Below are 25,016 nucleotides of genomic sequence, written 5' to 3'. Positions count from 1 at the left end.
CCCGGCTAGTTGCCGTAGAAGGCGTTCGTCAGGGCGTTGCCTTGCAGCGTGAACAGCCGTTGTGAGTCCGACCAGTCGGGCAGCAGTGAATCGAAGCCGTGGCAGGTGCGGGGAAAGACGTGCAGTTCGGTGGATACTCCGGCGTGCAGCAGCCGCTGCGCGTAGTCGATCGCTTCGTCGCGGAACGGATCGACTTCCGCGCAGGTGATCAAAGTTGGTGGCAAACCGCGTAATTCGGTGCACCGGGCCGGCACCGCATCAGGTGATCCCTCGCCCAGGTAGTAGCGCCACATCAGTTCGGCTGCCTCGCTGTCGAAGGCCGGACTGGTGCGAAACTCCGCTTTCGACGCGGTGGCGCGATCATCGAGCACCGGCTGGTGCAGCAGTTGGAACACGACGGGCGGCAGCGATCCGTCGGCGGCACGCTGCGCCATGGATGCGGCCAAAGTGCCCCCGGCGCTGCTGCCCGCGACGGCCAGCCGCGCGGCGTCGACGTCCAATTCCGCCGCACTGCCGGCCACCCAGTTCAGCACCGCGATCGCATCGTCGAGCGCGGCCGGATAGGGGTGCTCCGGGGCCAGCCGGTAATCGACCGACACCACCGTGCAGCGGCCGCGGCGGGCGAGTTCGGCGCACTGCCGGTGATCGGTGTCGAGGTTTCCCAGCACGAATCCGCCCGCGTGGCAGTAGACGACCACCGGTGCCGGCGACGGCCCGCCACGATAAATGCGGACGGGAACGGCACCGACTTCATCGCTGGTGATCGCCACGCCCGGCATCTCGGTGAGTGCGGCGGCTTCCCGGCGGCGCTGGTCGAACGGCCCGCGCATCAGCTCGATCGCCTCCGGGGAGAAGGCCGTTCGGGTGTTCGCAACCGCGCGCAGCACGGGATCGAGGCGCGCCGCGCCGTCCAATTCCGTCATCGACTCGACCGCTGGGGCGCGATGACAGCCTCGCCGTCGGCAGCGAACAAGGCGTGCTGTGGGCGACGGGAGAACATGAAGTCGGCGGGCTTGAACCTGCGCGTCATCTCCCAGAAGCTACGCGCGCTGCGCGGCCACTGCGTGACCACGCGCCCATTAGCGGCGCGGAAGTAGTTGCTGCACTGGGTGGTCCACACAGTGCCGACCATCCACTGGTCGATCTTGGCGATGAACTGCGCCAGCGCCGAGGGCCGCACCGCCACATACGTCTTGCCCTTGCGCCGCATGTACTTCAGCGCGCGCACGATGTAGCGTGCCTGAGCTTCCAGCATGAAGATCACGCTGTTGGAGCCGACGTTCGTGTTCGGTCCATAGAGCATGAAGAAGTTCGGGAATCCGGGAACGGCCATGCCGAGATACGCATGCGCCCCTTCGCTCCAGACCTCGCGCAGTGTCGTTCCGCCTTCCCCGGAAACATCCAGCTGTCCGAGGTAGTCGGCCGCCGCGTAACCGGTCGCGCACACCACGACGTCGACTTCGCGTTCGGTGCCGTCCTCGGTGACCAGCGATCGGGCCCGCAGGTATCGCGCGGGACTGGTCAGCACTTCGACGTTGGGCCGGGTCAGCGCCGGCAGGTAGTCCGACGAGAACACCAGCCGCTTGCAGCCTATCGGGTGATCCGGAGTCAGCCTCTGCCGCAATTCCTGGTCGGCAACGGTCTTTTCCAGCAGGCCGAGGGCGATGCCGGTGAAATCCTGAGTCTTTTCGCTGCCATGCTCGATCACCGAGATGTTGGATTCGCTGCGCAACCACAGCCGGGTTCGGTACAGCTTCTTGGCGAACGGCAGATGGGCGAAGGCCCAGCGCTCCCGTCGGGTGTAGTGCCGGTCCGGCTTCGGCAGAATCCACGTCGGCGAGCGTTGCACCGAGTACACCTGGCCGGCCACCTTCGCCAATTCGGGCAGCAGCTGCGAAGCCGTCGACCCGGTGCCCAGCACGGCCACCCGTGCGCCCTCGAGCTCGACCGAATGGTCCCATCGCGACGAGTGCATCACGATTCCGGTGAACGGCTCCTGCTCGACGAGCTCCGGAAACAGCGGCCGGGTGAACAGCCCGACGGCCGAGACCACGACATCGAAGCGGTGTTGTTCGCCGCTGCCGGTGGTCAGACACCACTGCTGGGAGTTTTCTTCCCAACGCGCCGTGCGGATTTCGGTGCGCAGTTTCAGGTGGGGCCGCAGCCTGTATTTGTCGGCGCAGCGCTCGAAGTAGGCGAGGATCTCGGGCTGCGGCGACCACAGCCGCGACCATTGCGGATTCAAGTCGAAGGAGAACGAATACAGATGCGACTTCACGTCGCAAGCCAGGCCCGGATAGGTGTTGATCCGCCAGGTGCCACCGACGTCGTCTTCACGGTCGAAGATGGTGAAGTTGTGAAAACCCGAGCGGGCCAGCAGGATTCCCAGAGCCAGCCCGCCCGGACCGGCACCGATGATGCCCACCGACAAGTCCGTTCTCATGTCGTCCTCATCGAATCTGCAGACATTGCCCACCATCGACGACCAGCTCCGAACCGGTGATGAACGACGCCGCGTCCGACACCAGGAAGGCGACCGCGTCGGCGATTTCGGTGGGCTGCCCGAGCCGCCCGAATGGCGCCGTCGCCGTCAGCCGGGCCTGTGTGTCCTCATCGAGCATCGAGGTCGCGATCGGTCCGGGGAACACCGCATTGACCCGGATACCGGACGGGGCCAGTTCGGCCGCCGCGGTTTGGGTCAGACCCCGCAGCGCCCACTTCGACGATCCGTAGGCGCAGTGCGCGGGGAACGGGCGGATCGCTCCCGTGCTGCAAATGTTGACGATGGACGCGTGTTCGGCCTCCCGCATCGCAGCGAGCGCGGCGCGCATGCCCAGGAACGCACCCAGACAGTTGACCCGCCAGGCGTTTTCGAAATCCTCGACCGTCTCGTCGGACAGGGCGGCGCGGTGCAGCACCCCGGCGTTGTTGACCAGTGCGCTCAGTAGCCCGAATCGGTCCACCGTCTTTTCGACCGCGGTCTGCCACTGCTGTTCGCTGGTCACGTCGAGCTCGATCGCGATCACCTCGTCGTCACCCAATTCGGCGACCGCGGCGACGACGTCATCGGCCCGCCGGTCGCACGCCGCGACGGAATACCCCTGCGCACGAAGCTTTTTGGCGATAGCCCAGCCCTGGCCGCCCGCGGCGCCGGTGACGAGTGCGACGCTCACGATGACGGCACCTCGGGGCTGTCGGACAGACCGTGACTAGTGACGAATTGGCAACGCCGCCGCTGGAAACGCCACTGCGCGTCGCGGCGGATGAATTCGTCGTCGTACAGCGCGGGCCGCAGGTGCAGGTCGCCCGCTCGGACGAACAGCACCTGCGAGCGTGCGGTCGCGGTGTCGTCGCCGACGTCTATGCGCGAGACACCGGTCATGTGCAGTCCGCGGGGCGCATCACGGAACATTTTGGCAATCCCCTCGTGTCCGGCGAAAGAGCGTCCATAGACCAAGAATTCCGCATCGGCGGTGAACAGCTGCACGCACGCATCGATGTCGCCTGCGTCAAGGGCGAGCGCATAGCCGGCTATCAGTTCGCGAATCGCCGTTTGGTCGTCGGTCACTGCCCGGTCGCCTCGCGTAGGTGCTCGATCGCTCCGCGCCGCAACGCCTGCGATTCGGCAGCCAGGGTGATCATCCGAAAGCCGAGCTGCGCCATCCCGTGACCGGTCTTTCCCTCGCTGGCGTGAATCCCGGTGACCAGTCCGGCTTCGGTGGCGACGCGATGAATGCGCACGATCGCGTCGAGCACTTCCGGGTGTCTCGTCGATCCGACCGGGGCGTGGCCCATCGAGATCGCCAGATCGGCGGGCCCGATATAGATTCCGGCCAGCCCGTCGACCGCGCAGATGTCGGTGAGAGTCGTCACCGCCGCGGCGGTTTCGATCATCGCGAATACGCTCACCCGCGCTTCGTGGTCGCCCGGGTCGAGCCCCAGGCTAGGGCGCAACGGGCCGAAGCTGCGGATGCCCGCCGGGGCGTAGCGGGTGGCGGCCACCGCCGCCGCGGCCTGGTCGGCCGACTCGATCATCGCGATGAAGACGGCATCGGCTCCGGCGTCGAGCACCCGGCCTATCGGCGCCGGGTCGGCATTGGGCAGCCGCACCGCGGTCGCGATGGGCACCTGCTCGAGGCGCCGCAGCATGCCGGCGATATCGGCGTCGTCGAGGTAGCCGTGCTGGGCGTCGAAGCCCACGTAGTCGTAACCGGCACGCGCGAATTCCTCCGGTCCGATCAGCGTCGGGCCGGTGATCCACCCGCCCCAGATCGGGGCGGGTTTGTCCAGCACCTCACGGAAGATGCTCACTGCGCGATCGCGATCTTCACGCGTTCGGGAACCGGCCGGCACGCCAGGTCGAATGCACCCTGCACGTCGTCGATGCCGAAGCTGTGCGTGAGATAGCAGCCGAGCAGTTCGGGATGTTCGGCGGCGAACTTGGCGGCCAGCTCGAGCACCCGCCGCCGGTCAAGCGTCACACCGGATTTCAGGGTCAGGTTGTTGCGCAGCATGAGACGCATGTTAATCGGGTAGGCCTCGTCGTCGGCGACGCCGAAGTAGAAGACGGTGCCGCCGGGCGCGGCGGCTTCGACGGCGTGCCCCAGGGTGGCGACCTGATGACCCACGGCTTCGATCACGATGTCGGCGCGGTCGGCGGGCGCCAGTTGACTGACCCACCGGTCGCTGGTCGCGCGAACCACGTCGTCGACGCCGAATGTTGTTGCGAGGCTTCGCCGGTCGACGGGGTCAACGCCGGTGACGCGCCGGGCGCCGGCAGCCTTGGCGACGTAGGAGAACAGCAGCCCGATCGAGCCCTGGCCGATGATCGCGACGTGCCGGCCGGCCAGGTCGCCCAGTTGCTCACAGGCGTAGAGGACACACGCCAGCGGCTGCAGACCGACCGCCTGCGCGGCGGTGAGTGCCGGGTCGTAGGGCGCAAGCCCGTCGCCGTCGCTGATCACCCGCTCCATCATCCCGTCGAAACCGGAGGCCCAGCCCACCACGCGATCGCCGGGGCGGTGCTGCCGATGTCGGCTGGCGATCACCTCGCCGGCCACTTCGTGGATCGGGAAGCCGTCTTTCTCGGCGGCGCTCGGCCCGTCGTCACCCGGCAGCCTGCCCTTGGCGCCCCGAAAGGCCGGCAGGTCACTTCCGCATACCCCGGCGGCCAGGAACCGCAGCAGCACCTGACCGTCGGCCAGGCTGTCAGCAGTCTTGTCAGGGATCGACGTGCGCTCGAACGCATACGGGGCGACGATCCGGTAGGACCACACGTCAGACCTCCACCGGGATCTGGTTCCATCCCCACTGGAAGCTGGACGGCAGGCGGGTGGCGCCCTGGCTCTTGATCTCGAAGTCGGGCACCCTGCGCAGCCATTCCTGTACCAGCACAGCCACTTCCAGCCTGGCCAGGTGATAGCCGATGCAGAAGTGCTGGCCGCGGCCGAACACCAGAGAGCGGGTGATGGGCCGATTCCAGATGAACTCGTCGGGGTCGGGGTACTCCCGTTCGTCGCGATTGGCCGAAGCCAGCAACGTGATCACGCGCTGGCCCGGCTCGATGGTTTGGCCGTGAAGTGTGAACGACCGGCGTGCCGTTCGGGCGAACCACTGCGCGGGCGCGCAGTACCGCAGCATCTCCTCCCGGGCGACCGGCACGTTGGCGGCGGGATCGGCACGCACCGCGGCGAGCTGGTCGGGCCGCCGGCTGAGCTCCCACAGTCCGTGGGCAGCGATCTTGGGTACGGTTTCGGTGCCCCCGATGAAGATGCACAACATCTGAGTGGCGGTCTCGACATCGTTCAGGGCACTGCCGTCGGGCAGCCGGTAGCCCAGCAGCCCGTCGACCACCGGAAGCGGGCCGCCGGATTGGTCGGCTCGGCGCCTTTGGACCACGGGTATCAGGTATTCGAGGTAGTTGGGGCGGGACTGCGCGGTGTCGACGCCCTCACCCGGCGCGGCGAGGCTACCGGCGTTGACCGCGGCCAACACCTGCGGTGCGAGTTCGGTTGATATGCCCAGCAAGTCGCAGACCATCGAGGCCGCCACGATGCCACCGTAGTCCTGAGTCAGATCGAACGAGCCCTGCGGCAGCAGCAGATCGAGGCGCTCGTTGGCCAACTCGCGGATCCTGGCTTCCAGCCCGGCGACCGACCTGGGCCGCAATGGCTGCGAATGCGCGCGACGGATCTCGCCGTACAGGTCGGCGTCGAACACCGCGTGAAACGGCAAGGGATGCAATGGCGGATCCTCGACCGGTCCGGTGTTGTGCTTGGCCAGCACCGCCGCGGCGGGCAGGGTTCCCTCCGACGCGACGAAGGTTCCATCGTTGACCTCGAGGACCCGCCAGATGTCGTCGAAGCGGGACAGGGCGAACGTATCCCACTGCGACATGTAGTAGACCGGATAGTCGTCGCGCAGAGTTCGGTAGTACGGCAACGGATTTGCCATGACGTCCGCGTCGAACGGGTCGTAGGCGAAGTCAGAGGTCGGGGCCGTCACTGCAGCGGGGAGGGCGGTAGGGCCTGCAGAATCGAGTCTTCCCAGCCGTCGCGCAATGCCGGCGCCACGCTCATCCAGGTGACGATCTCCGACGGTGGGCTCTCCTTCCACGAGGGGTAGTGGTTGGCGAAGCAGTCCCAGCCGCCATCCAGCGCCCAGTAGTGGATGACCTCGTTGTAGCGGAAGGTGGTGGTGAACGAACCCAGCCAGCGCTTGCCGGTGCGCTCCGACCACGGGACATAGAGACGTTCCAGCTCGCGGATGTAGTCGTCTTGACGTCCGGGCTTGGTCTGCATGATCTCCTGAATCACCAGCGTCGCAGCGAAATTGGCCTCGCGCAGCTGGGCAAGAGTTTTATTGCTGGGCCCGGGGTACATGATTCGCCCTTCCCCCGCGGCGCCGATCTCGGCCAGAAATGCCGACCACTTGCCGGCCGCGGCCTCGTGACTGCCACCGCGCGCCTGGGCCGCCCCGATCTTGGCGTAGTCGGCGAACCCGTCGATCTCCCAGATGACGGTCACCTGTGGCCAGTGACCGTTGTAGGGCGTGGCCTCCCAGATCGCGAACAGCCGGGCGCCGAGCTCCTCCATCATCGGTTGGTAGGTGTCGGCGAAAACCTCGGTGAAGCGGTCGGCAACTCCGGATCCCAGCGAGATCGTCTCGTGCAGGTAGAGCAGGGTGTGGCCGTGGTACTTCTTCATCAGTCGAGCCGGACCAGCTCTGAGTCGACGCGCGGATAGCTCGCCTCACACAGCAGCGTCTCGGTCGGTTCGACTAAGGCGGACGGGATCCCGGCTGCCGCAAGGGCGTAGCCCTTGAACTTGCGCGCCGCCGCGGACAGCACGTGCTGCGCCCGGGTCATCCCGCGGTTCACTCCCAACGGCCATCCCTCGCCCCACAGCGCGACCTCGGTCAGCCGGTCGCCCAGGGATTCGAGCACCTTGTCACGCACTCGGGCATCAGCGCTGAACGCCTCGGCGCTGACGGCCAGCGTGTGGCTCGTCGAGCCCATCGCGGTCGGGACGAATTCCGATTCGGTGTCGACCACGCCCACCCCGAGGATGCGCAGCGGCCGGGTATCGCAGCTGACCGGCAACAGCACGGTTACCTCCCAGCCCGCCATCACCCGGTCGTAGAGCCATCCCCCGGCCGAGTGCACGACGTCGACGGCGCTACCCGCCACCACGTCCAGTCGATATCGCAGGCACTCGCCGTTTCCCTGGGTCGCTCGTCCAGCGCCAACCCGCCGGCTCGGGCCGATGTCGAACGTCGGAGTGACCATCAAATCCGTTCCTCACCGCCACACCGCGGAGTGCAATGGCTCTACGGCATCTGACTGCAGCGCTTGTCATGGGCTTCTCAAGGGCTCACGCCGCCTCACGCAACGGGTGACGCGGCTCATCGCACAGCGTGACACTTCTGGCGAAATTTGTAAAGCTTCTCCGGAGCGGTCAGGAGTCGCGACGGGCCTTCAGTTCGGCCAGAATTTCGTCGGTGTGCTGCCCTAATTCGGGGGCCGGCCAGCGGGGCGCCCACGGTGTGCCGTGGAAATCCGCCGGGGTGGCCACCATCGACACGCTGGACTCTCCGTCGGGTACGTCGACGATGCCGCCCGCAGCGTGGAACTGCTCATCGGCCACGACATCTTCGATCGAGTTGATCGGCGACCAGAAGAAATCCGGTTCGGCCGCGAAAGCCTCCGCCCATTCGTCCAGCGAGCGGGTTGCGAAGATCTGGTCCAGCTCGGCGATCAGCTCCACACCGTTGGCGAAGCGGGCGGCGGCGTCGCTGAATCGCGGGTCGTCGAGCCATTCGGGGTGCCCGACGACGCGGCACAGCGGCGGCCAGTGCCGGTCACCCTCGAGGCCGACGATCCAGAAGCGCCGTCCGTCGCCGGCCGCGTAGTTGTTCATGCACGGGTTGCCCATGGTTTCGCGTTGCCCGATCGCGATCGGCTGGCCGGTCAGCAGATAGGTGTTGAGGTCGAAGCTCACGGTGTAAGCGCCCTGGCGATACAGCGAGGTCGTCACCAGCTGACCGGCCCCGGTGCGTTCGCGGGCCAGCAGCGCCGCGCAGATGGCCGCGGCCAGGGTCATGCCGGCCGAGTGGTCGCCCATGCCACCGCGCTGGAACGGCGGAGTCTGGCCGGGCCGGGTGAGCAGGTGGGCCACCCCGGCGCGCGACCAGAACGCGGCCACGTCGTAGGCGGCCCGGTCGGCGTCGGGGCCGGTCTGGCCGTAGCCGGTGATCAGGCCGTAGACCAGGCGCGGGTTGCGGGCCGACAGCGACTCGAAGTCCAGACCCAGGCGTTGCAACGCACCGGGACGGACGTTGGTCACGAAAACGTCTGCGTCGGCCAGCAATTCGAAGGCGGTCTCCCGGCCCTCTTCGGTGGTGAGGTCCAAGACGATGCTGCGCTTGGAGCGGTTGTCCAGCTCGAACGGCGGGTTGACGCCGAGGTCGCAGCCCAGCATCCGGCCGAACATGCGGCCCGGATCGCCGGCCGGCGGCTCGATCTTGACGACGTCGGCGCCCCAGTCGGCCAGGATGCCGCTGGCGGCCGGCCCGGCCACCCACACTCCGAGTTCGACGACTTTGAGGCCTGCTACCGGTCCTGCCATGGGTACGTTCCTACTCCGTACCGTCGCGGCGTGTTCTTCCTGGGTCACCGGGTTGATGTCCTTAAAGCTTTCCGCTCAGGCATTCCAACCCGGCAAGACGTCGGCGCCTTCGTCTGCCACGCACAGTGGGAGCATCCGCGATTTGCGCCGCTAGTGACCCGGCAATCCGAAGGGAACGGCCGGGGCAGGGTTGGCCACCGGCAACTGGCCTGGGATAGCCGGGGCGTTGCCACCTACGTCCGGCAACGGGAAAGGCATTTTCCCGTTGGCGACCGATGCCATCATGCCCGGGCATTCCATTTGTATCGCCATAGTGGCGACGATCCCCGCCATGCCCGGCGAAAGGCCGGTTTTTCCGGACAATTGCGAGGCCACCGACGCGAGCGTCGCGCCCGGTTTCACCAACATTGGACAGATCGACTGCCCGATCCCGGTGAGGGAGCTGGTGACTGAGCCGTTGGGCGGGTCCGCATGCCCGGGGGCCGGTGCCGTTGCTCCGGCCGTGAGGACTCCCACCGTAACCACGAGTGGACGAAGCACCGCTGAAGCCGCATTGCCGCGACCTTCCCGCGCCTCGGGTGGGCGAACCCGTGAGGCGCGACGGACCCTGTCAATCCTTTTGCGGTACATCGTCGGTGCGGTCATTGATCTCCTGGGTGGTGGCGGAAGTGCGCAAGCCGCACTCATTTCACTTTGATAACAATGGGCGCCTTTTGTCTCTTTTACGACACGGTTAGGTCAAGCTTTGTGATCTGGCCGTTTCCTTATCGTTGCCTCAAGTGCGTTGCGACACTTCGCCCCTCGATGGCCGACTCCCGACGCCGCGCCCACGGCTGCCAGTGGTTAGTGGGCTCAACGCCTCCGGGGCGATGCGGCCGTGCAGCCGGCTAGGCCTCTGATCTGCCCCCCGATGATTCTCGGCTGCCCGACGTATCGGAATACATGCGGACACCGTGCGACAGCCGGCCGCGGTAAGCCCACCGACAGGTGCGGCCTACCGACACCACACAAGAAGGGAGATCGTCATCGTGGTGACAATCTCGGGAAGATCGGTTCTGATTACCGGAGGCAATCGCGGCATTGGGCGCGCGCTGGCCGAGGAGGCCCTGAACAGAGGGGCCGGCCGGGTATACGTCGGTACCCGAAAATCCTTGGCCGACAACGACGATCCCCGCGTGACGCCGTTGGCACTAGACATCACCAACGGCGCGGACATTCAGCAGGCTGTGGACAAGGTCGGTTCTCTCGACATCTTGATCAACAATGCCGGTCTGGCGCTTTACGATGATTTAAGCGACCCTTCCGCGCTCCAACGGCACCTCGAGGTGAATCTCTTCGGCACGTACGCCGTGATCCAGGCCTTCCTGCCGGCGCTGACTCACTCCGGGGGATCGATCGTCAACAATCTGTCGGTGAATGCCTTGGCTCCCTTGCCGCTCATTCCCGCCTACTCCATCTCCAAGGCTGCCGCGTTCTCCCTGACGCAGTCGCTGCGGGTGATCCTGGCCGGGAAGGGCGTTCACGTCCATGCGGTGCTGACCGGTCCGGTGGACACCGATATGACCCGAGGTCTCGAAATACCCAAGGCCACTGCACAATCCGTGGCACAGGGCATCTTCGACGGGGTAGAAAGCGACGACGACGAAATCTTCCCCGATCCGATGTCGCGGTCGTTGGCGCAGAGCTGGCACGAGGGCGCCGCCAAGATCCTCGAACACCAATACGCGGCGTTGCTCGCACAGGCCGAGTCCGTCATCGGCTAAGCCCACGAGCCGAATTCGGCTCGACCCCTTGTCAACTCAACGAGATCATGACTGCCGCTACGGCGGTGAATGGAGAACAGACATGTCGCTTCAAAACAAGAACGCCCTTGTTTACGGCGCCGGAGGAGCGGTGGGGGCCGCGGTTGCCCGCGCGTTCGCCCGCGACGGCGCCCGCGTCTTCCTGACCGGACGAGACATAGGCGTCCTCGACGCGCTAGCGAAAGAAATCGTAGCCGCCGGCGGAGCCGCGGAGACCGCACGGATCGACGCGATGGACGAAACCGCTGTGGCGAGCCACCTCGACAATGTCGTGGCTACCGCTGGCACGGTTGATATCTCGTTCAACGCGATTGGGATTCCGCAGCGAGGGATACAAGGAATTCCTCTCACCAAGCTATCGGTAGAAAGCTTCGCGCTACCGCTAGCCACCTATCCGTGGGCGCATTTCATCACCGCCAGAACGGCTGCACGTCACATGATCAAGCAACGTTCCGGGGTGATCCTGATGCACACACCCGAGCCTGCCCGCCTCGGCGTGGGACTGACCGGTGGTATGACCCCCGCGTGGGCGGCGCTCGAAGGCCTCAATCGGATGTTCTCAGCGGAATGGGCCCCCTACGGTGTCCGCGCCGTATGCCTGCGCACCACTGGCATGGAGGAAACGGCGACGATCGACACGGTATTCGGCCTGCACGCCGACGCATATGGCACCAGCAGGGAGCAATTCGCGGCGGCAGTCTTGAATACGTCTCACACGAAGCGCGCGACCACCCTGGCAGAACTCGCGGATGTGGCCGCATTTGTGGCCTCCGATCAGGCCGCGGCACTCACTGGGACGGTCGTCAACTTAACCAGCGGAGTCATCGTCGACTGACCAATCTCCAAAGTCACGCGCATGACGACACGTCGGCTCGCCAGGCGATCCCGCCTCACGAAACGTCCGTCCCGGTCGAACTCGGCGCCCCGAAGACGCCGGCCTCGGTGGCGGCCTGGGCGAAGATCGCGGTGAAGCGTTCGGCCGACATCCAGATCCGGGACAGTGACGCCGCCCGACGGCGTTAACCTAGGCACCATGACCTTGGTGGCCGGACGTGGTCCCCTCAGCGGCGATCCGGCCGGGCGGTTCTCTCCCCCGCTGCCCGGCGACGTGGTCTACATCGAGCCGCACCCACGACGCGTTCAGGCGCTGCGGGACGGACGCCCGGTGATCGACACCGAGCAGGTGCTGATGGTGCACCGGCAGGGTCGCCCGCTGAGCTATCTGTTCCGGGCCGACGAAGTGGGCGACCTACCCGCCGAACCCGAGCCGGAAGCGCCGGGTTTCGTTCACGTGCCGTGGGATGCCGTCGACACCTGGCTGGAGGAAGGCCGCGAACTCGTTCACTACCCGCCGAATCCATACCACCGCGTCGACTGCCGTCCGACCAAACGGCGCCTGCGCGTCAGCGTCGCGGGCTGCACGCTGGTCGACACGCACGACACCGTGATCGTTTTCGAGACCGCGCTCGCGCCAAGGCTTTACGTCGATCCCGCGCATGTGCGCACCGATCTGCTGCAACGCTCTGACACGTCGAGCTACTGCAACTACAAAGGCTTCGCCACGTATTGGTCCGCCGTCATCGACGGCGATGTCATCGAGGACATCGCCTGGAGCTATCCGGATCCGCCGCCGGAAAGCCTTCCCATCAAAGGCTTTCTGAGTTTCGACGACGCGCGGGTGGACGTGCAGGCCGAGCTGCCGCTCAGCTAGCCAACGCAACGATCGCAAACATGAATAGCACCCCGGCGACGGTGCATCCCAGGGTCGCCGCGGTGCGCTGCCCGGTGTGTGCTTTCGGCAGAATGTCGGCGCTCGCCAAATACATCAGGAATCCCGCGAAGAAGCCAAGGTAGACCGCGAGGATGCGATGGGGAATCGTCACGATCAGCGTGAGAGCCGCACCGACAACCGGCGCGACAGCATCAGCGGTCAGCAGTGTCAGCGCCCGTCGGCGGTCATTTCCATAGATCGACGTGATGGTGTAGGTGTTGAAGCCGTCCGCGAAGTCGTGGCCGATCACCGCCACCGCGACCACTGCTCCCACGCCCGCACCCGCCTGGAATGCGGCTCCGATGGCGAATCCGTCCATGACGCTGTGGCCCACCAACCCCGATGCCGCCAACAGTCCAACGCTGGGCGCTTCCGCGATATCCGCGTCATTCGCCCGCTGGCCGCGATGAATACCGACGGTGTGTTCGATGACATGCAGCACGAGAAAGCCGAGAACGAATGCCACGAGCGAAGCAGGGATACCGAATAGCTGCCAACCGCCTTGGCTCAACGCTTCCGGCAACAGGTCGAAGCTCACCGCACCGAGCATCAACCCGGCGGCCAAGCCGAGCACGAGATTACGGTAGGAGCCGATACGCAGCGCCGCATAACCGCCCAACAAAGTGGTGAGGAACGAGCCAAAGGCCACCAGAACGGCCACCGCGCGGCCCACCTTTCTGCCGTCGATTCAACGGAGCAGCACGGCCCAAGAGTAGGGCGGTGAGTCCGGCGGCAGGACAGCGGGACTCTGCGCTCAACCGCCGTAGCTAGGGCGTCCGAGCTTCAGCTCGTGCTGGGCGATCATGTTGCGGAAGACCTCCATGGTGCCGCCGTAGATCCCGGCGGGTATGCCATGCCGGAAGATGAACTCGACAGCGCCGTCGTCCGCGGAACCCGTTGTATCAGTGGGCAATGCCGATGCTGCCCCCAGCATGTCCATCAATTCCGGTGAGACGTCCCGCATTGTCTGAATGAGCGCCACGCGTCCGTACATTCCGGGAGTCGACAGCGCCGCCTCGATGCGGGCCAAGCTGCGCCCAAGCCGGTATTTGATCGAGTCGTCGTCGATCGGGCGCCGCCCGTCCGCACCGGGCGTGGCCAGGATCACCGTGACTCCGTCGGCCGCCTCGGCCATCAGGTGGCCGTGCTCTGACATCATCGAAATGTTCTGCAGGCCATGGTCTTCAGTCTCGGTGATGCCGTGTTCCGCGTCGAGAGCGAACCGCATCACCGTCCAGCCGGCATTGACCTCACCGATCCGGTAGAGGTCATCGACCCGTACGTCGCTGTAATACACGATGTTGGTGCGGTCGCCGTCCAGCGTCCGGATGCCCTGGATTTCGATGCCCGGGGAATCCAGCGGCACCAGGAACATGGTCAGGTTTTTGTGTTTGCGCCCCTGCGGATCGGTGTTGGTGAGCAGGAAGACATACTTGGCGTTCTGCGCGTTGGAGGTAAACATCTTGGAGCCATTGATGACCCAGCTCGATCCATCCGCTTCCCGCACGGCTCGGGTCTTGCAGCTCGCGACGTCGGAGCCGCCCTCGGGCTCGGTGTAGCCCAGGCATAGCCGGATTTCACCGGACAGCACGCCCGGAAGTATCGCGTCGACGAGTTCGGGTGCGCCGAATTGCTTCACCAACCGCGCGACGACCGCCGTGGTGCCCCAGTGGAACCACGGCGTGTGGGCACGACCAATCTCGAGGTGGAAGATGCGCCGGCGCACCGGATTGAATCCGCCTTCGGACTCCAGCTTGAAATCCGATGTCAGATAACCCTCTTCAGCCAGCGCCAAATGCACTTGTTCACTGAAGTTTTCGCCAGTCTCGCGATCACGCCGCCGAACTTCGTCAGTGACGTGCTCGGCGACGAACGCCCGGGTCTGGTCGTAGAATTCCTGGTTCTCGGGCGAGAGGTCGACGTGGGAGAAGTCCATTGTCGTCTTTAATCCAACTAGGCGGCGTCGATCACGAGCGTACGGAAACGGTCCAGAGTCTCGAGCGCGTGCGCCATGCTGTCGCCGGGCAGGTGGATGCTCACCCAGGTGACCCCCAGCTTCTCCAGCTTTTGCAGGCCCTCGAGGTAAGCGTCGGCGTTGAAGTCGTCGTCGGTGATGCTGCCACCCTCGAAGTTGGTGAAGGTGATGTCGATCGCCGACCAATCTCTGCCGGCCGCATCGCATCTGCGTCGGAGATCGTCAATGCATTCCGTGAGGCGTTCCACGGAGGTGATGGACGCCGTGCCGGCGGTCTGGGCCAGCTGCGGCGGCGCGGGAAACGGGCACCAGCCATCGCCATACTGCGCTACCCGCTGCCGGGATGACGACGTGTTGCCGCCGATCCAGATCGGTGGGTGCGGGCTGCTGACCGGCCGCGGATGCGCCGTGATGCCGCGCGCGCTGAAATGCTTTCCCTCAAAGGTGATGTCGTCGCCGGTCCAGATCGCCCGGATCACTTGCAGGGATTCCTCGAACAGCTCGGCGCGCTCGTCGTAGCTGACACCCAGCGCAGCGAACTCGCGCTTGAGATAGCCAACGCCGACCGCAAGCGTGAAGCGGCCTCCGGACAGCAGGTCCAGGGTGGCCCCGGATTTGGCCACCACGAACGGGTTTCGATACGGCAGCACCACGATGTTGGGGATCAGCCGCAGCGTGGATGTGGTGGCCGCCGCGAAACCCAATGCGACAAAAGGATCTAATGCGTCGTGTCCGCCGGCCTCCAGCCAACGCTGCGACGGCGCGGGATGGTCGGTGAAGCCGAATCCATGGACGCCCGCCGCTTCGGCGGCCGCGGCGACCTTACCGATGCCGTCCCCACTGACCAGCTCGGGGTTGTAGGGGTAGCTGTGCATCGGGTGGGTGATCGTGAAGCGCATCTGGGTTCCCGGCCGTCAGAAGCGTGCGCGCGAGTCGATCGCGCTGTCGCTGGTGCGCAGCGGTCGGATCAGGGCCTCCTGCGCGAAGGAGGCCAGCAGCTCGCCCTCTTGCGCATGGACGGCGCCGCGCACATACGACATTCCGGCGCCGACCTGGGTGCTCTCGTGCGTGTAGAGCAGCCACCCGCTCCAGCTGACCGGTTCGTGAAAGGCGACCGAGATGCTCATCGGGGCGGTGGACACGGTCAGGTGCGCCTGGGCGGTGCCGATGCCCGGGTGCGCGCGCATGGTGGTGGAGATCCCCAGATGGCCGGTGAAGTACGCCAGCAGCGCCTTGGCCAGGTCGTCACGGGCCGGGATCGGGTCGTAGTGCAACCACGCGTGCAGCTCCGGCGGTCCGACCTCGTCGGGGCTGTTGACGTCGAGGACATCGACCAGGCGTAGCTCGCGTCCGACCATCGGCATCGGTGAGTGGTGCGCATCGGCCGGGGCGGCCACGTCGGGCCGGGGCAGCTGGTGGCGGATGACGTCGTCGGTGGGAACGTCGGCCAGCACCGTGATGCTCAGGCAGCGCCGCCCGTTCTGATGCACGGCGACGACCGCGGTCGCGGTGGACCGGCCCTCGGACACCACGTCGATGACGAGCTCGATCGGCGGCCCGACGACCACGGCACGCGAGAACACCGCGTGTGCCGAGCGAACCGACTTGTCCGGGAAGCGTTTGGCCACGGCGACAATCGCCTGGGCGAGCACCTGAGTGCCTTCCACCACCTGCCGTTCGTCGCCAACGGCGATGCCGGTGTCACCGGTGAACCGGTCGTCCCCGTCGGCTTGCACGTCAAACAGATCCAGCAGGCCCTGAACCGTCCACTCAGTCTGCTCAGATTCCGTGGTCAAATCGCACTCCACCTCTCGCGCTTGCGGCTTCCGGCTCAGCGTGACACTTTGAGTAGGATTTGTAAAGCTTGGCTAACAAGACTCCGGCGAGCACTGCGGGCCGGCCCCGAATAGGCCAATGGAAAGCACAGAGAGGCAACGTAATTGGGCATCGTGACGAGCACGTCAGAGACCGCGTTCACCCAGTCCGCCGAGACCGTGTACGACTTCGTCACCAATCCAGAAAACTGGACGAAGACCTATCCCGGCAGCGCGCACATCGGCGAACTGCCACCACTGCCACTCAAGGTCGGCGACACCTGGGAGGAAGCGGGTCCCGACGGGGATCGGATCTTCAGCTGGCAGCTGGCCGTCGCGGTGCGGCCCATCCAGTTCGTATTCACCTCGATCGGACGCCTGGGCCATGACCGCGAGGGCGGTATTTTTCAAGGGGGCTTGGAGGGCCGCATCACGGTGTCCTACCGGTTCAGCAGGCCGGGACAGGACATGACGCTGTTTTCCCGCACCATGACGATTGAGGCGCCCAAGCACGCCCCGCTGCCCGATCGGCTCTTCGAACAGGCCAACCCGGCCAGGATCGACGCCTATCACGAGGCCGTCGCACGCGAGCTCGCCCGGGCAACAGATTGACACCAGCGCCGCCATTGCATGACACTTCTGCGGTGTTTTGTAAAGCGGAATCTTTGCCCAAAGGCGCGCGCGGATGATCCCCGAGCCGCTGGCCAACGGGTTCTGCTTCGGCGAAGGCCCCCGCTGGTTCGAGGGTCTGCTCTGGTTCTCCGACATGCTGGGCGAGGCGGTCCACACCTCGACCCTGGGAGGCGCGCTGACCACGTTGCCGCTGCCCGGTCACTCTCCATCGGGCCTGGGTTTCCGTCCCGACGGGTCGCTGCTGATCGCCTCGGCCGAAGACCGGCGGGTGCTGCGCTACGACGGGGAAACGGTGGTGGAGATCGCCGATCTCACTCCCCTGGTACCGGCCAACCTGGGCGATATGGTCATCGACGACGCGGGGCGGGCCTACATCGGGTCCCAGGCCTTCTCCGGCGGCGTCATCGTGCGCCTCGACGCCGACGACAGCGTCACCGTCGTCGCAGCGGACCTCGACTTTCCCAATGGAATGGTCATCACGCCGGACCGCAAGACGTTGATCGTCGCCGAATCGACCGGCCGGCGGCTCACCGCGTTCACCATCGACGACGCCGGCGCACTGCACGACCGGCAGACCTTCGCCGACGGCCTGGACGGACCGCCCGACGGCATCACCCTGGACGCCGAGGGCGGCGTGTGGACATCGATGACGCTGGCTCACCAATTCGAGCGGATCGTCGAGGGCGGCGACGTGACCGACCGCATCGACATCGGCGATCGGGTCGCCATCGCCTGCACGCTCGGCGGCCCCGAACGCCGCATCCTGTTCCTGCTGTCGAGCACCGACGCTTATCCTCAGCGCCTGGTGGGCACCCGACTCTCGCGGCTGGACGCCGTGCAGGTCGCCACGCCCGGCGCCGGGCTGCCCTGAGACCCGAGAGGTAGACACGTGACCGACTCCTACTACGAGCTGATCGACCCCCCTAGTGGCCAAGCCGACGCGTTCGGAGAGAAGTTCCGGGCGACCGACCTGGCGCGCGGCACCTGGTCGGCGGCGATCCAGCACGGCGGTCCGGTGTCGGCGCTGCTGGCCCGGGCGCTGGAGCGGTGCGAGCAGCGCGACGACACCCGGCTGTCCCGGGTCGTCATCGACCTGCTGGGCGGGGTGCCGTCCGAGGGAGATATCTGGGTCCGTTCGCAGCTGCAGCGCGGCGGCAAACAGATCGAGCTGGTAACCGCCGAGATGCTGGCGCTGGGCCCCGACGGCCAGCCCCGCCCGGTCGCTCGCGCCAGCGGTTGGCGGCTGCAGCAGCAGGACACCCAGGCGGTGGCGCACGCGGCTGCCGAGTTGCCCCGGCCGAGAGCCGAAGCGCGCAACCGCAATCTCAAGGCCAAGGAGTGGGACCGCAACTACGTGCACAGCCTGGAGTGGCTCTGGCTGACCGAGCCGCTGAGCCCGGGCCCCGGCGAATCGTGGATCAAGCCGGACGCCGACGTGGTCCAGGGCGAGAACATGACGCAGCTGGAACGGCTGTTCGCGGTGGCCGACTGCGCCAACGGCATCGGCAGCAAACTCGACATCACCAAATGGACGTTTTTGAACACCGATCTCGCCGTGCACGTGTTCCGTGTGCCCGACGGTGACTGGGTCGGTATCCGCGCGGAAACCAGTTACGGGCCGGACGGAATCGGGACGACGATCGGCACGCTGTTCGACGAGCAAGGTGCGGTCGGCGCCATCCAGCAGTCAGTGCTGGTGCGCCGGCGGCCGCGGTCAGACTGACGGGGGAGCAGAAGAAATGTGGCTAGTTCGGCAATACTTCGTAAAGTCTCAGATATGACCCAGCCGGCCGGGGCGACGACCATGACCGAGGACACCTCGACGCGTCAGCGGATCCTGCTGGCGACCGCCGAGGTGCTCGGGCGCAACGGCAAGACCAAACTCAGCCTGTCCGAGGTCGCCGCCCAGGCCGGGGTTTCGCGCCCCACGCTCTACCGTTGGTTCGCGTCCAAAGAGGAGTTGCTGTCGGCGTTCTCGCAGTACGAGCGCCAGCTGTTCGAAAGCGGTTTGGTGAAAGCCACCGCGGGGCTCAAGGGCTACGACAAGCTTGACGCCGTGCTGCGATTCATTGTCGAGTACCAGCATTCGTACTCGGGTGTGCGCATGGTCGACGTCGAACCCGAGCACACCATCGCCGAGTTCGCCCACGTCATCCCGCAGATGCGCGACGGTCTGCAACGACACCTGCCCGGACCCAATGCCGCGGTGAAGGCGGCGACCGTGATCCGGATCGCCATCTCGCACTACATCGTTCGCAGCGACGACGCCGAGCAGTTCCTGGCGCAGCTGCGCCACGCCGTCGGGATCAAGCCCGCCGCGGCTGAATAGCCCTACTTCTCAGCGGGCCCTGCCGGCCCGCATCGTCGCAGGACAGAAGACTAGTCGAACAATACCGCCGCGTTCAGGTATCCGGTCGGGTCCAGCGCGGCCTTTACCGACCGCATCGCTGCGATATCGGTTGCCTGCCTTGACATTTCGAGGTAGGCCCGCTTGCGGCTGCCGACGCCGTGTTCGGAGCTGACATTGCCCCCGCATGCCGCGATCAGGTCCATCATCGGCGCGTACAACACCTTCTCCCGGTCGAGCGGCACGCGCAGCACGTTGAGGTGCAGGTTGCCCTCACCGACATGGCCGAACAACAGCGGCACGGCGTCGCTGACCAGCTCGCGAATCAAGGCGACCGCATCCGCGGCGAACCCGGCGATCGCCGCCAAGGGCAACGAGACGTCGAACTTCAGCGGCGGTCCGTACACGCCGAGCACCTCGGCCAGCGATTCGCGCACGCGCCATAGCCGTTGCTGCGCAGCAACATCCACTCCCACCGCGGGCTCGGCACACATCGGCGCGTCGGCGAGCAGGTCGGCGAGCCGGTCGGTCTGATCGTGGTCGGCGGCCAGCTCCACCAACAGCAGCCAGGCCGCCTCGACCGGTGCCGAAAAGCCGAGATGCTCGGCGGTCAGCGCGGCGGCGCGGCCGTCGATCAACTCCAGCGCGGCGATCCCGTCCACGTCCCGAAAGGTGCGGCCGGTGGCGATCAGCGCGTCGAGATCGTCGAAGCCGCAGACCGCCGTCACCCGGTGCGACGGCGTGGGATGCAGCCGCAGATCCAGCGCGGTGATCACACCGAGAGTGCCCTCGGCGCCGACGAACAACGCCGGCAGGTCGTATCCGGTGTTGTCGCTGCGCACCAGGCTGTGCCGGCGCATCAGCGACCCGTCGGGCAACGCCACATCCAGGCCGACGACTTGCTCGCCCATGTTGCCGTAGCGGACCGTGCGCAGCCCGCCGGCGTTGGTCGAGGCCATGCCGCCGACGGTAGCGGTGTCGCGGGCGGCCAGGTCCACGCCGAACACCAGGCCCGCCGCGATCGCGGCGTGTTGCACGGCGACCAGAGTGGCTCCGGCACCGACGGCGATGCGGCGCTCGACGGTATCGACATCGCTTAGCGCACAAAGCCGTTCGGTGGACAGCAGCACGTCGTCGTGCTCGGGAACAGTGCCGGCCACCAGCGAGGTGCGGCCGCCCTGCACGGTGACGTGGGCTCCGGCGTCACGGCACACCCGCAACACCTCGGCGACCTGCTCGGCCGACCCCGGCCGCACCAGCGCACTGGCCCGGCCGCGATAGCGGCCGGTGTGGTCGACGCTGCGCCCGGACAGCACATCGGGGTCGGTGACGACGTGGTTGGATCCGACAATCCCTTTCAGGTCCGCAACGCTGCCTGGCATGTTCGCGGTTATAGCACCCGCCGGTGCCGGTCGATCACACCGCCTTGGAAGACTGCAGGAATCACACGACGCTGGGAGCGGGGATGTACGACCTCGAGGACGTGATCAGGCAACGCCGTTCGATCAGGATGTTCCTGCCCGACCGGCCGGTGCCGCGGGAATTGCTTCACGAAGCGCTGGACCTGGCGATTCGTGCACCGTCGAACTCGAATGTGCAACCGTGGCACCTCTACTTCGCGTCCGGCGCGGCCAGGGACCGGCTGGTGGCCGCGCTGCTCGAGGCCGCAGAAGCGGGACCGCCGAAGGTACCGCCGCTGCCGGAAGCCTTCGCCCACTATCGAAGCGATACGGGGAAAGTGGTCTACGGGTCAATGGGCATCGCCCGCGACGACCAGGCCGGCCGGCGCGCCGCGGTGTTGCGCAACTGGGAGTTCTTTCGTGCGCCCCTGGCCGGCGTCGTGTGCATGCACCACGAGCTGGGCCTGACCGACGCCCTCGGTGTCGGGATGTTCCTGCAGAACCTGATCCTGACGCTCACCGCCCACGGGCTTGGCACCTGTGTCCAGGTGGCGATCGCCGGCTACCCCGAAGTCCTGCGTGAGCAGTTAAACATCCCGGCCGAGTTGACCATCCTGTGCGGCCTGTCAGTCGGCTACCCGGACCCGGATTTCGCCGCCAACCACATCCGCCTCGGCCGGGATCCGGTCGAACGGAAGGTCGTGTTCGCCGACGACTAGAACTCCTTGTGGTTCACGTCGGTGATCAGCCCGCCGTCCATGACGAACTCGCTGCCGGTGGCGTAGGACGACTCGTCGCTGGCCAGGAACAGCACGAACGTCGCGACCTCCCGCACTTCCCCGGGCCGGCCCAGCGGGATCGTCACCATGTCCTCGGGCAGGTGTTCGGTCATCGGAGTGCGGATGAAGCCCGGGTGAACGGAGTTGACCCGGATGTTGTGCGGTGCCAGCTCCAGGGCCGCCGACTTGGCCAGCCCACGCACGCCCCACTTGGACGCGACGTACGGGTGCACCATGGGCGCACCGCGCAGGCCTTCGATCGACGAGACGTTGATGATCGAGCCACCGCCGGCCGCGATCATCGGGTCGACGGCCACCCGCATGCCCAGGAAGGTCCCGGTCAGGTTGACGTCAATCACCTTCTGCCACTTGGCCAGATCGAAGCTCCGCAGCGGGCCGAGCGCCACGGTTCCGGCGTTGTTGACCAGCACGTTGAGCTTGCCGAATTCGCCGATCGCGGTCGCGACCGCGGCGTCCCACTGATCGGGCTGCGTGACGTCGAGGTGCACATAGCGTGCGGCCTCGCCGATTTCGTCGGCCAGCGCCTTGCCCTCGTCGTCCAGGATGTCACCGATCACCACCTTGGCGCCTTCCTCCACGAGAAGGCGCGCGTCTTCGGCGCCCATCCCGCGGGCACCGCCACTGATGAGTGCAACTTTGCCGTCTACCCGACCCACGTGAGGGTCTCCTTTCGTTTTAAGTGGTCACCAAAGTGCTTGGTGTGTAAAGGCCTTTGCCGGTCACCAGCGGTAAATCGAGGGTGGTTCGGATGCCGGGCGGTGCCGCGATCACGGCCGGGATCGCGTTGACGACACGACCGGCGGCGCCGGCGATCGCGGCGTGGTTGTGGTCGCCCTTGCGGCTGCTCGGAATGATGTCGACGGCGTACGACGGCTCGCCGGTGATCTCGACGCGGTAGGAGCCGTCGCCGGCGGCGGGCTGCGGCAGGTCGGGTCGCAGGTCGGGCCGCAATCGGGTGACGTGCTCGATGACGACGGCGGGATGGCCCTTGACCATGCCGCGAATCTCGAACTGCAGCACGGCCACCGTTCCCTTGGCCACATGGCCGACCGCGATGTCGAAATCCTCCGGCGCCGGTTCTCGCTGGTAGGACTCGGTGATCTGGTCGACCTCGATGCCGAGGCCGGCCGCCAGCTGACGGATCGCGGTGCCCCAGGCGATGCTCAGAATGCCCGGCTGCAGCAGCATCGGGATTTCGTCCATCGGCCGGGCGAAGCCCATATAACTCATGACTTCTTCGCCGTCGTAACTGGCGTAATCGTGAATCTCCATGCAGCGCACCTGCTCGATGCGCTGACACGTCCCGGCGAGCGCGAACGGGATCAGGTCGTTGGCGAATCCCGGGTCGACACCACTGATGAAGATGCTCGAATTCCCTTGCTTGGCAGCGTCCTCCACGCGAGCGATGTACTTGTCGGGCATGACGCCCCACGGGTATTGCAGCAGCCCTGGCGACGAGCCGACGACGTTGATTCCGGCGGCCAGGATGCGCATGACGTCGGCCATCGCGTCGGGCAGCCGAGTGTCGCCCATCGCGCAGTAGACGACGCACTCGGGCTTGGCAGCGATGATGGCGTCCAGGTCGTCGACCGCAGCGATGCCCGTGACGGTGGGGGCGTCCAGGCCGACGCCGCACAGTTCCCCGGCGTCGCGGCCCACCTTCTCCGGTGTGGACACGCACACGCCGGCCAGTTCGAACTGCGGGTTGGTGATCAGTTCGGCCAGGGCCAGGCCTCCGACGTTTCCGGTACCGACATGCGCGACGCGGATCGCCATCTACAGTCTCCGTCCCTTGAAACTTGGCAAACTTTTCTAGACACTAGTCCATAACTTCCGGGGCGCCTACCGGGCCGGACGTAACGGCGGCCAGCCAGAATGGAACGTCGATGACACAGCGCGAAGATGTCCAATTCACCTCCGGCGCCGACCGGATCAGCGCATGGCTCTATCGACCCGCCGGCGTCAGCGCCCCGCCGCTTCTGGTGATGGCCCACGGCCTGGGCGCGGTGCGCACCATGCGACTCGATGCCTACGCCGAGCGGTTCACCGCGGCCGGCTACGCCTGCCTGGTCTTCGACTACCGCAACTTCGGCGACAGCGAAGGTCAGCCGCGCCAAGTCCTCGACATCGATATGCAGCTGGCCGACTGGGCCGCCGCCGTGGCCTACGCCCGCACTCTCGACGGGATCGACCACGATCGAATCGCGCTGTGGGGCACGTCTTTTGCCGGTGGCCATGTGATCGCCACGGCAGCCCGGCTGCCGGGAATCGCCGCCGTCGTCGCGCAATGTCCGTTTACCGACGGCATCGCGTCGGCGCGCACGATCTCCAACCCGTTGGCCAAAGCGCATCACCGTGCGGGCAATTCGCGACGTTATCGGCGCCCGGCTGGGCAGGCCCCCGGTGATGATCGCGACCGCGGGCAAGCCCGGGGACGTCGCGTTGATGAATACGCCCGACTCCTACGCGGGCTACCTGGGGCTGGTTCCCGAGGGCGTCGAACTGCGCAACGAGATCGCCGCGCGCATCGCGATGAAGGTCTTCACCTACCGGCCCGGTCGGCGCGCCGCGAGGATCGGCTGCCCGATCCTGTTCTGTGTGTGCGAGCACGACTCGGTGGCGCCCGCGGACGCCACCCTGCGCCACGCGGCCAAGGCTCCCCGCGGCGAGGTGCGAACCTACCCGGAAGGCCATTTCGCGATCTATGTCGATGACGCCTTCGAGCGGGTGGTCGCCGACCAGCTCGCCTTTCTCGACAAGCATTTGAAGCCCGCGATCTGAGTAGTCCTAGACCACGCCCACGCCTGCGGCGAGGCGGGTCAGGGTGGCAATCCGCGCCAAGACCGGCATCGCGGCCAACACCAACACGTAGGCGCCCAGGAACCACAGCAGCTGGATACTGACGCCGGCGACGGGCTGGTAGATGTGTTGGGGCAGAACCGGATACAACATGGTCAGCGCGACCGCCCAAAACCCGAGGTAGTAGAACACCGGCCGGAACAGCCTGGTGCAGCGTTTCATCAGCCAGCCGCCCCAGTTGGTCCCGGGCTGCCAGGACGACAGGCATGCCGCCGCGCCCGCGAAGAAGAACAGCGGCATGATCTGGAAAATCCAGGTAAGTGCCTGAAACACCACCGAGGTGGTGAGCATGTTGTCCCAGATGAGCACGTGGTTTTCGATGATGCTGATCGCCATAACGGTGTGGCCGGCCACGACGCCGACCAGGGACACGATGCGAATGAGATCGAGGGCGCGGTCGCGGTCAGTCGGTGTGCGCGCCGCCAGCTCGGTGGGGCTGGGAATGCCCAGTGAAGTTGTCATGGCGAAAGCATCGCCGAACAGCAAATGC

25 protein-coding genes and 2 pseudogenes are annotated in these 25,016 nt (G+C 66.3%); 9 read left to right on the top strand and 18 right to left on the bottom strand.

The features are described from left to right. Window positions 1-5: 5 nt before the first annotated feature. The 10 genes from ACZY0B_RS13625 to ACZY0B_RS13580 form a co-directional block, all read right to left on the bottom strand. Window positions 6-923 (bottom strand): alpha/beta hydrolase, encoded by a 918-nt coding sequence (locus tag ACZY0B_RS13625; protein ID WP_463764648.1) that lies wholly within the window; start codon window positions 921-923, stop codon window positions 6-8. After that, a complete protein-coding gene (locus tag ACZY0B_RS13620) occupies window positions 920-2,443 on the bottom strand; it encodes a flavin-containing monooxygenase (RefSeq protein ID WP_463764647.1) in 1,524 nt (507 codons plus the stop codon). Before ACZY0B_RS13620 ends, ACZY0B_RS13625 begins: the two co-directional genes overlap by 4 nt. A gap of 7 nt (window positions 2,444-2,450) precedes the next feature. After that, window positions 2,451-3,176 carry an SDR family NAD(P)-dependent oxidoreductase gene (locus ACZY0B_RS13615; protein ID WP_463764729.1) on the bottom strand — a complete coding sequence of 242 codons (726 nt, stop codon included), beginning with the start codon at window positions 3,174-3,176 and terminating at the stop codon, window positions 2,451-2,453. Further along, the gene (locus ACZY0B_RS13610; protein WP_463764646.1) at window positions 3,170-3,568 is read right to left on the bottom strand and encodes a nuclear transport factor 2 family protein; all 399 of its coding nucleotides are present in this window, start codon (window positions 3,566-3,568) and stop codon (window positions 3,170-3,172) included. The genes ACZY0B_RS13615 and ACZY0B_RS13610 overlap by 7 nt, the downstream gene beginning before the upstream one ends. Further along, window positions 3,565-4,311, bottom strand: coding sequence for an HpcH/HpaI aldolase family protein (locus ACZY0B_RS13605; RefSeq protein WP_463764645.1), 747 nt, complete (start codon window positions 4,309-4,311; stop codon window positions 3,565-3,567). Before ACZY0B_RS13605 ends, ACZY0B_RS13610 begins: the two co-directional genes overlap by 4 nt. After that, complete coding sequence (locus ACZY0B_RS13600; RefSeq protein WP_463764644.1) at window positions 4,308-5,276, bottom strand: zinc-binding dehydrogenase; 969 nt, start codon at window positions 5,274-5,276, stop codon at window positions 4,308-4,310. The genes ACZY0B_RS13605 and ACZY0B_RS13600 overlap by 4 nt, the downstream gene beginning before the upstream one ends. Before the next feature lies 1 nt (window position 5,277). Further along, window positions 5,278-6,453, bottom strand: a complete 1,176-nt coding sequence (locus ACZY0B_RS13595; protein WP_463764728.1) for a cytochrome P450 — start codon at window positions 6,451-6,453, stop codon at window positions 5,278-5,280. A gap of 47 nt (window positions 6,454-6,500) precedes the next feature. Further along, entirely contained in the window at window positions 6,501-7,205 is a 705-nt protein-coding gene (locus ACZY0B_RS13590) for an NIPSNAP family protein (RefSeq protein WP_463764643.1), read from the bottom strand. Beyond that, complete coding sequence (locus tag ACZY0B_RS13585) at window positions 7,205-7,786, bottom strand: hypothetical protein (RefSeq protein WP_463764642.1); 582 nt, start codon at window positions 7,784-7,786, stop codon at window positions 7,205-7,207. Before ACZY0B_RS13585 ends, ACZY0B_RS13590 begins: the two co-directional genes overlap by 1 nt. A gap of 169 nt (window positions 7,787-7,955) precedes the next feature. Further along, on the bottom strand, window positions 7,956-9,125 hold the full coding sequence (locus tag ACZY0B_RS13580; RefSeq protein WP_463764641.1) for a CaiB/BaiF CoA transferase family protein: 1,170 nt from the start codon (window positions 9,123-9,125) through the stop codon (window positions 7,956-7,958). A gap of 1,028 nt (window positions 9,126-10,153) precedes the next feature. Between ACZY0B_RS13580 and ACZY0B_RS13575 the strand changes: the two genes are divergently transcribed. From ACZY0B_RS13575 to ACZY0B_RS13565, 3 genes are all read left to right on the top strand, one after another. After that, window positions 10,154-10,888, top strand: a complete 735-nt coding sequence (locus tag ACZY0B_RS13575; RefSeq protein WP_463764640.1) for an SDR family NAD(P)-dependent oxidoreductase — start codon at window positions 10,154-10,156, stop codon at window positions 10,886-10,888. A gap of 82 nt (window positions 10,889-10,970) precedes the next feature. Continuing rightward, window positions 10,971-11,762, top strand: a complete 792-nt coding sequence (locus ACZY0B_RS13570) for an SDR family NAD(P)-dependent oxidoreductase (RefSeq protein WP_463764639.1) — start codon at window positions 10,971-10,973, stop codon at window positions 11,760-11,762. 198 nt (window positions 11,763-11,960) lie between these two features. Further along, window positions 11,961-12,638: a DUF427 domain-containing protein gene (locus ACZY0B_RS13565; protein WP_463764638.1), complete on the top strand. Its 678-nt coding sequence runs from the start codon at window positions 11,961-11,963 to the stop codon at window positions 12,636-12,638. Here the strand turns inward: ACZY0B_RS13565 and ACZY0B_RS13560 are convergent. From ACZY0B_RS13560 to ACZY0B_RS13545, 4 genes are all read right to left on the bottom strand, one after another. Further along, complete coding sequence (locus ACZY0B_RS13560; RefSeq protein ID WP_463764637.1) at window positions 12,631-13,359, bottom strand: ZIP family metal transporter; 729 nt, start codon at window positions 13,357-13,359, stop codon at window positions 12,631-12,633. The genes ACZY0B_RS13565 and ACZY0B_RS13560 overlap by 8 nt on opposite strands. A gap of 93 nt (window positions 13,360-13,452) precedes the next feature. Next, window positions 13,453-14,634 (bottom strand): acyl-CoA dehydrogenase family protein, encoded by a 1,182-nt coding sequence (locus tag ACZY0B_RS13555; RefSeq protein ID WP_463764636.1) that lies wholly within the window; start codon window positions 14,632-14,634, stop codon window positions 13,453-13,455. Between the two features lie 17 nt (window positions 14,635-14,651). After that, on the bottom strand, window positions 14,652-15,572 hold the full coding sequence (locus ACZY0B_RS13550; protein WP_463764635.1) for an LLM class F420-dependent oxidoreductase: 921 nt from the start codon (window positions 15,570-15,572) through the stop codon (window positions 14,652-14,654). 15 nt (window positions 15,573-15,587) lie between these two features. After that, window positions 15,588-16,469: an acyl-CoA thioesterase gene (locus ACZY0B_RS13545; protein ID WP_463764634.1), complete on the bottom strand. Its 882-nt coding sequence runs from the start codon at window positions 16,467-16,469 to the stop codon at window positions 15,588-15,590. A gap of 144 nt (window positions 16,470-16,613) precedes the next feature. Between ACZY0B_RS13545 and ACZY0B_RS13540 the strand changes: the two genes are divergently transcribed. The 4 genes from ACZY0B_RS13540 to ACZY0B_RS13525 all read left to right on the top strand — a co-directional run bounded on the left by ACZY0B_RS13540 (window position 16,614) and on the right by ACZY0B_RS13525 (window position 19,449). Then, a complete protein-coding gene (locus ACZY0B_RS13540; RefSeq protein WP_463764633.1) occupies window positions 16,614-17,099 on the top strand; it encodes an SRPBCC family protein in 486 nt (161 codons plus the stop codon). A gap of 73 nt (window positions 17,100-17,172) precedes the next feature. After that, a complete protein-coding gene (locus ACZY0B_RS13535) occupies window positions 17,173-17,991 on the top strand; it encodes an SMP-30/gluconolactonase/LRE family protein (protein ID WP_463764632.1) in 819 nt (272 codons plus the stop codon). 18 nt (window positions 17,992-18,009) lie between these two features. Then, window positions 18,010-18,843: a thioesterase family protein gene (locus ACZY0B_RS13530; RefSeq protein WP_463764631.1), complete on the top strand. Its 834-nt coding sequence runs from the start codon at window positions 18,010-18,012 to the stop codon at window positions 18,841-18,843. Window positions 18,844-18,897: 54 nt separating this feature from the next. Next, the gene (locus ACZY0B_RS13525) at window positions 18,898-19,449 is read left to right on the top strand and encodes a TetR/AcrR family transcriptional regulator (protein ID WP_463764630.1); all 552 of its coding nucleotides are present in this window, start codon (window positions 18,898-18,900) and stop codon (window positions 19,447-19,449) included. Between the two features lie 50 nt (window positions 19,450-19,499). On the opposite strand, the gene ACZY0B_RS13520 is transcribed toward ACZY0B_RS13525, so the two are convergent. Beyond that, complete coding sequence (locus ACZY0B_RS13520) at window positions 19,500-20,849, bottom strand: FAD-binding oxidoreductase (protein ID WP_463764629.1); 1,350 nt, start codon at window positions 20,847-20,849, stop codon at window positions 19,500-19,502. An 83-nt stretch (window positions 20,850-20,932) separates the two neighbouring features. Between ACZY0B_RS13520 and ACZY0B_RS13515 the strand changes: the two genes are divergently transcribed. Further along, window positions 20,933-21,586 (top strand): nitroreductase, encoded by a 654-nt coding sequence (locus ACZY0B_RS13515; RefSeq protein WP_463764628.1) that lies wholly within the window; start codon window positions 20,933-20,935, stop codon window positions 21,584-21,586. Here ACZY0B_RS13515 and ACZY0B_RS13510 read toward each other — a convergent pair. Together ACZY0B_RS13510 and ACZY0B_RS13505 are read right to left on the bottom strand one after the other, a co-directional pair. Continuing rightward, entirely contained in the window at window positions 21,583-22,323 is a 741-nt protein-coding gene (locus tag ACZY0B_RS13510; protein ID WP_463764627.1) for a glucose 1-dehydrogenase, read from the bottom strand. The two genes, ACZY0B_RS13515 and ACZY0B_RS13510, sit on opposite strands and share 4 nt — an antisense overlap. Before the next feature lie 19 nt (window positions 22,324-22,342). Further along, window positions 22,343-23,443 carry an NAD(P)H-dependent amine dehydrogenase family protein gene (locus ACZY0B_RS13505; protein WP_463764626.1) on the bottom strand — a complete coding sequence of 367 codons (1,101 nt, stop codon included), beginning with the start codon at window positions 23,441-23,443 and terminating at the stop codon, window positions 22,343-22,345. Window positions 23,444-23,553: 110 nt separating this feature from the next. Between ACZY0B_RS13505 and ACZY0B_RS13500 the strand changes: the two are divergent. Further along, window positions 23,554-24,448 (top strand): annotated as a pseudogene (locus ACZY0B_RS13500) (alpha/beta hydrolase). Between the two features lie 9 nt (window positions 24,449-24,457). Here the strand turns inward: ACZY0B_RS13500 and ACZY0B_RS13495 are convergent. Continuing rightward, window positions 24,458-24,988: pseudogene (locus ACZY0B_RS13495) on the bottom strand (acyltransferase family protein); the annotation flags it as partial. Window positions 24,989-25,016: the final 28 nt, after the last annotated feature.

The organism is Mycobacterium sp. IDUB_19 (assembly GCF_055419445.1).
Note: the sequence above shows the minus strand (reverse complement) of the source record. Positions and strands in the feature narration are given on the sequence as shown.

Bases quoted from the DNA above. Each gene is read 5' to 3' on its own strand.
- ACZY0B_RS13580 (WP_463764641.1), bottom strand. From the start codon at position 9,125: ATGGCAGGACCGGTAGCAGGCCTCAAAGTCGTCGAACTCGGAGTGTGG.
- ACZY0B_RS13585 (WP_463764642.1), bottom strand. From the start codon at position 7,786: ATGGTCACTCCGACGTTCGACATCGGCCCGAGCCGGCGGGTTGGCGCT.
- ACZY0B_RS13555 (WP_463764636.1), bottom strand. From the start codon at position 14,634: ATGGACTTCTCCCACGTCGACCTCTCGCCCGAGAACCAGGAATTCTAC.
- ACZY0B_RS13595 (WP_463764728.1), bottom strand. From the start codon at position 6,453: ATGGCAAATCCGTTGCCGTACTACCGAACTCTGCGCGACGACTATCCG.
- ACZY0B_RS13570 (WP_463764639.1), top strand. From the start codon at position 10,971: ATGTCGCTTCAAAACAAGAACGCCCTTGTTTACGGCGCCGGAGGAGCG.
- ACZY0B_RS13515 (WP_463764628.1), top strand. From the start codon at position 20,933: ATGTACGACCTCGAGGACGTGATCAGGCAACGCCGTTCGATCAGGATG.
- ACZY0B_RS13535 (WP_463764632.1), top strand. From the start codon at position 17,173: ATGATCCCCGAGCCGCTGGCCAACGGGTTCTGCTTCGGCGAAGGCCCC.
- ACZY0B_RS13505 (WP_463764626.1), bottom strand. From the start codon at position 23,443: ATGGCGATCCGCGTCGCGCATGTCGGTACCGGAAACGTCGGAGGCCTG.
- ACZY0B_RS13625 (WP_463764648.1), bottom strand. From the start codon at position 923: ATGACGGAATTGGACGGCGCGGCGCGCCTCGATCCCGTGCTGCGCGCG.
- ACZY0B_RS13550 (WP_463764635.1), bottom strand. From the start codon at position 15,572: ATGCGCTTCACGATCACCCACCCGATGCACAGCTACCCCTACAACCCC.
- ACZY0B_RS13590 (WP_463764643.1), bottom strand. From the start codon at position 7,205: ATGAAGAAGTACCACGGCCACACCCTGCTCTACCTGCACGAGACGATC.
- ACZY0B_RS13525 (WP_463764630.1), top strand. From the start codon at position 18,898: ATGACCCAGCCGGCCGGGGCGACGACCATGACCGAGGACACCTCGACG.
- ACZY0B_RS13520 (WP_463764629.1), bottom strand. From the start codon at position 20,849: ATGCCAGGCAGCGTTGCGGACCTGAAAGGGATTGTCGGATCCAACCAC.
- ACZY0B_RS13620 (WP_463764647.1), bottom strand. From the start codon at position 2,443: ATGAGAACGGACTTGTCGGTGGGCATCATCGGTGCCGGTCCGGGCGGG.
- ACZY0B_RS13565 (WP_463764638.1), top strand. From the start codon at position 11,961: ATGACCTTGGTGGCCGGACGTGGTCCCCTCAGCGGCGATCCGGCCGGG.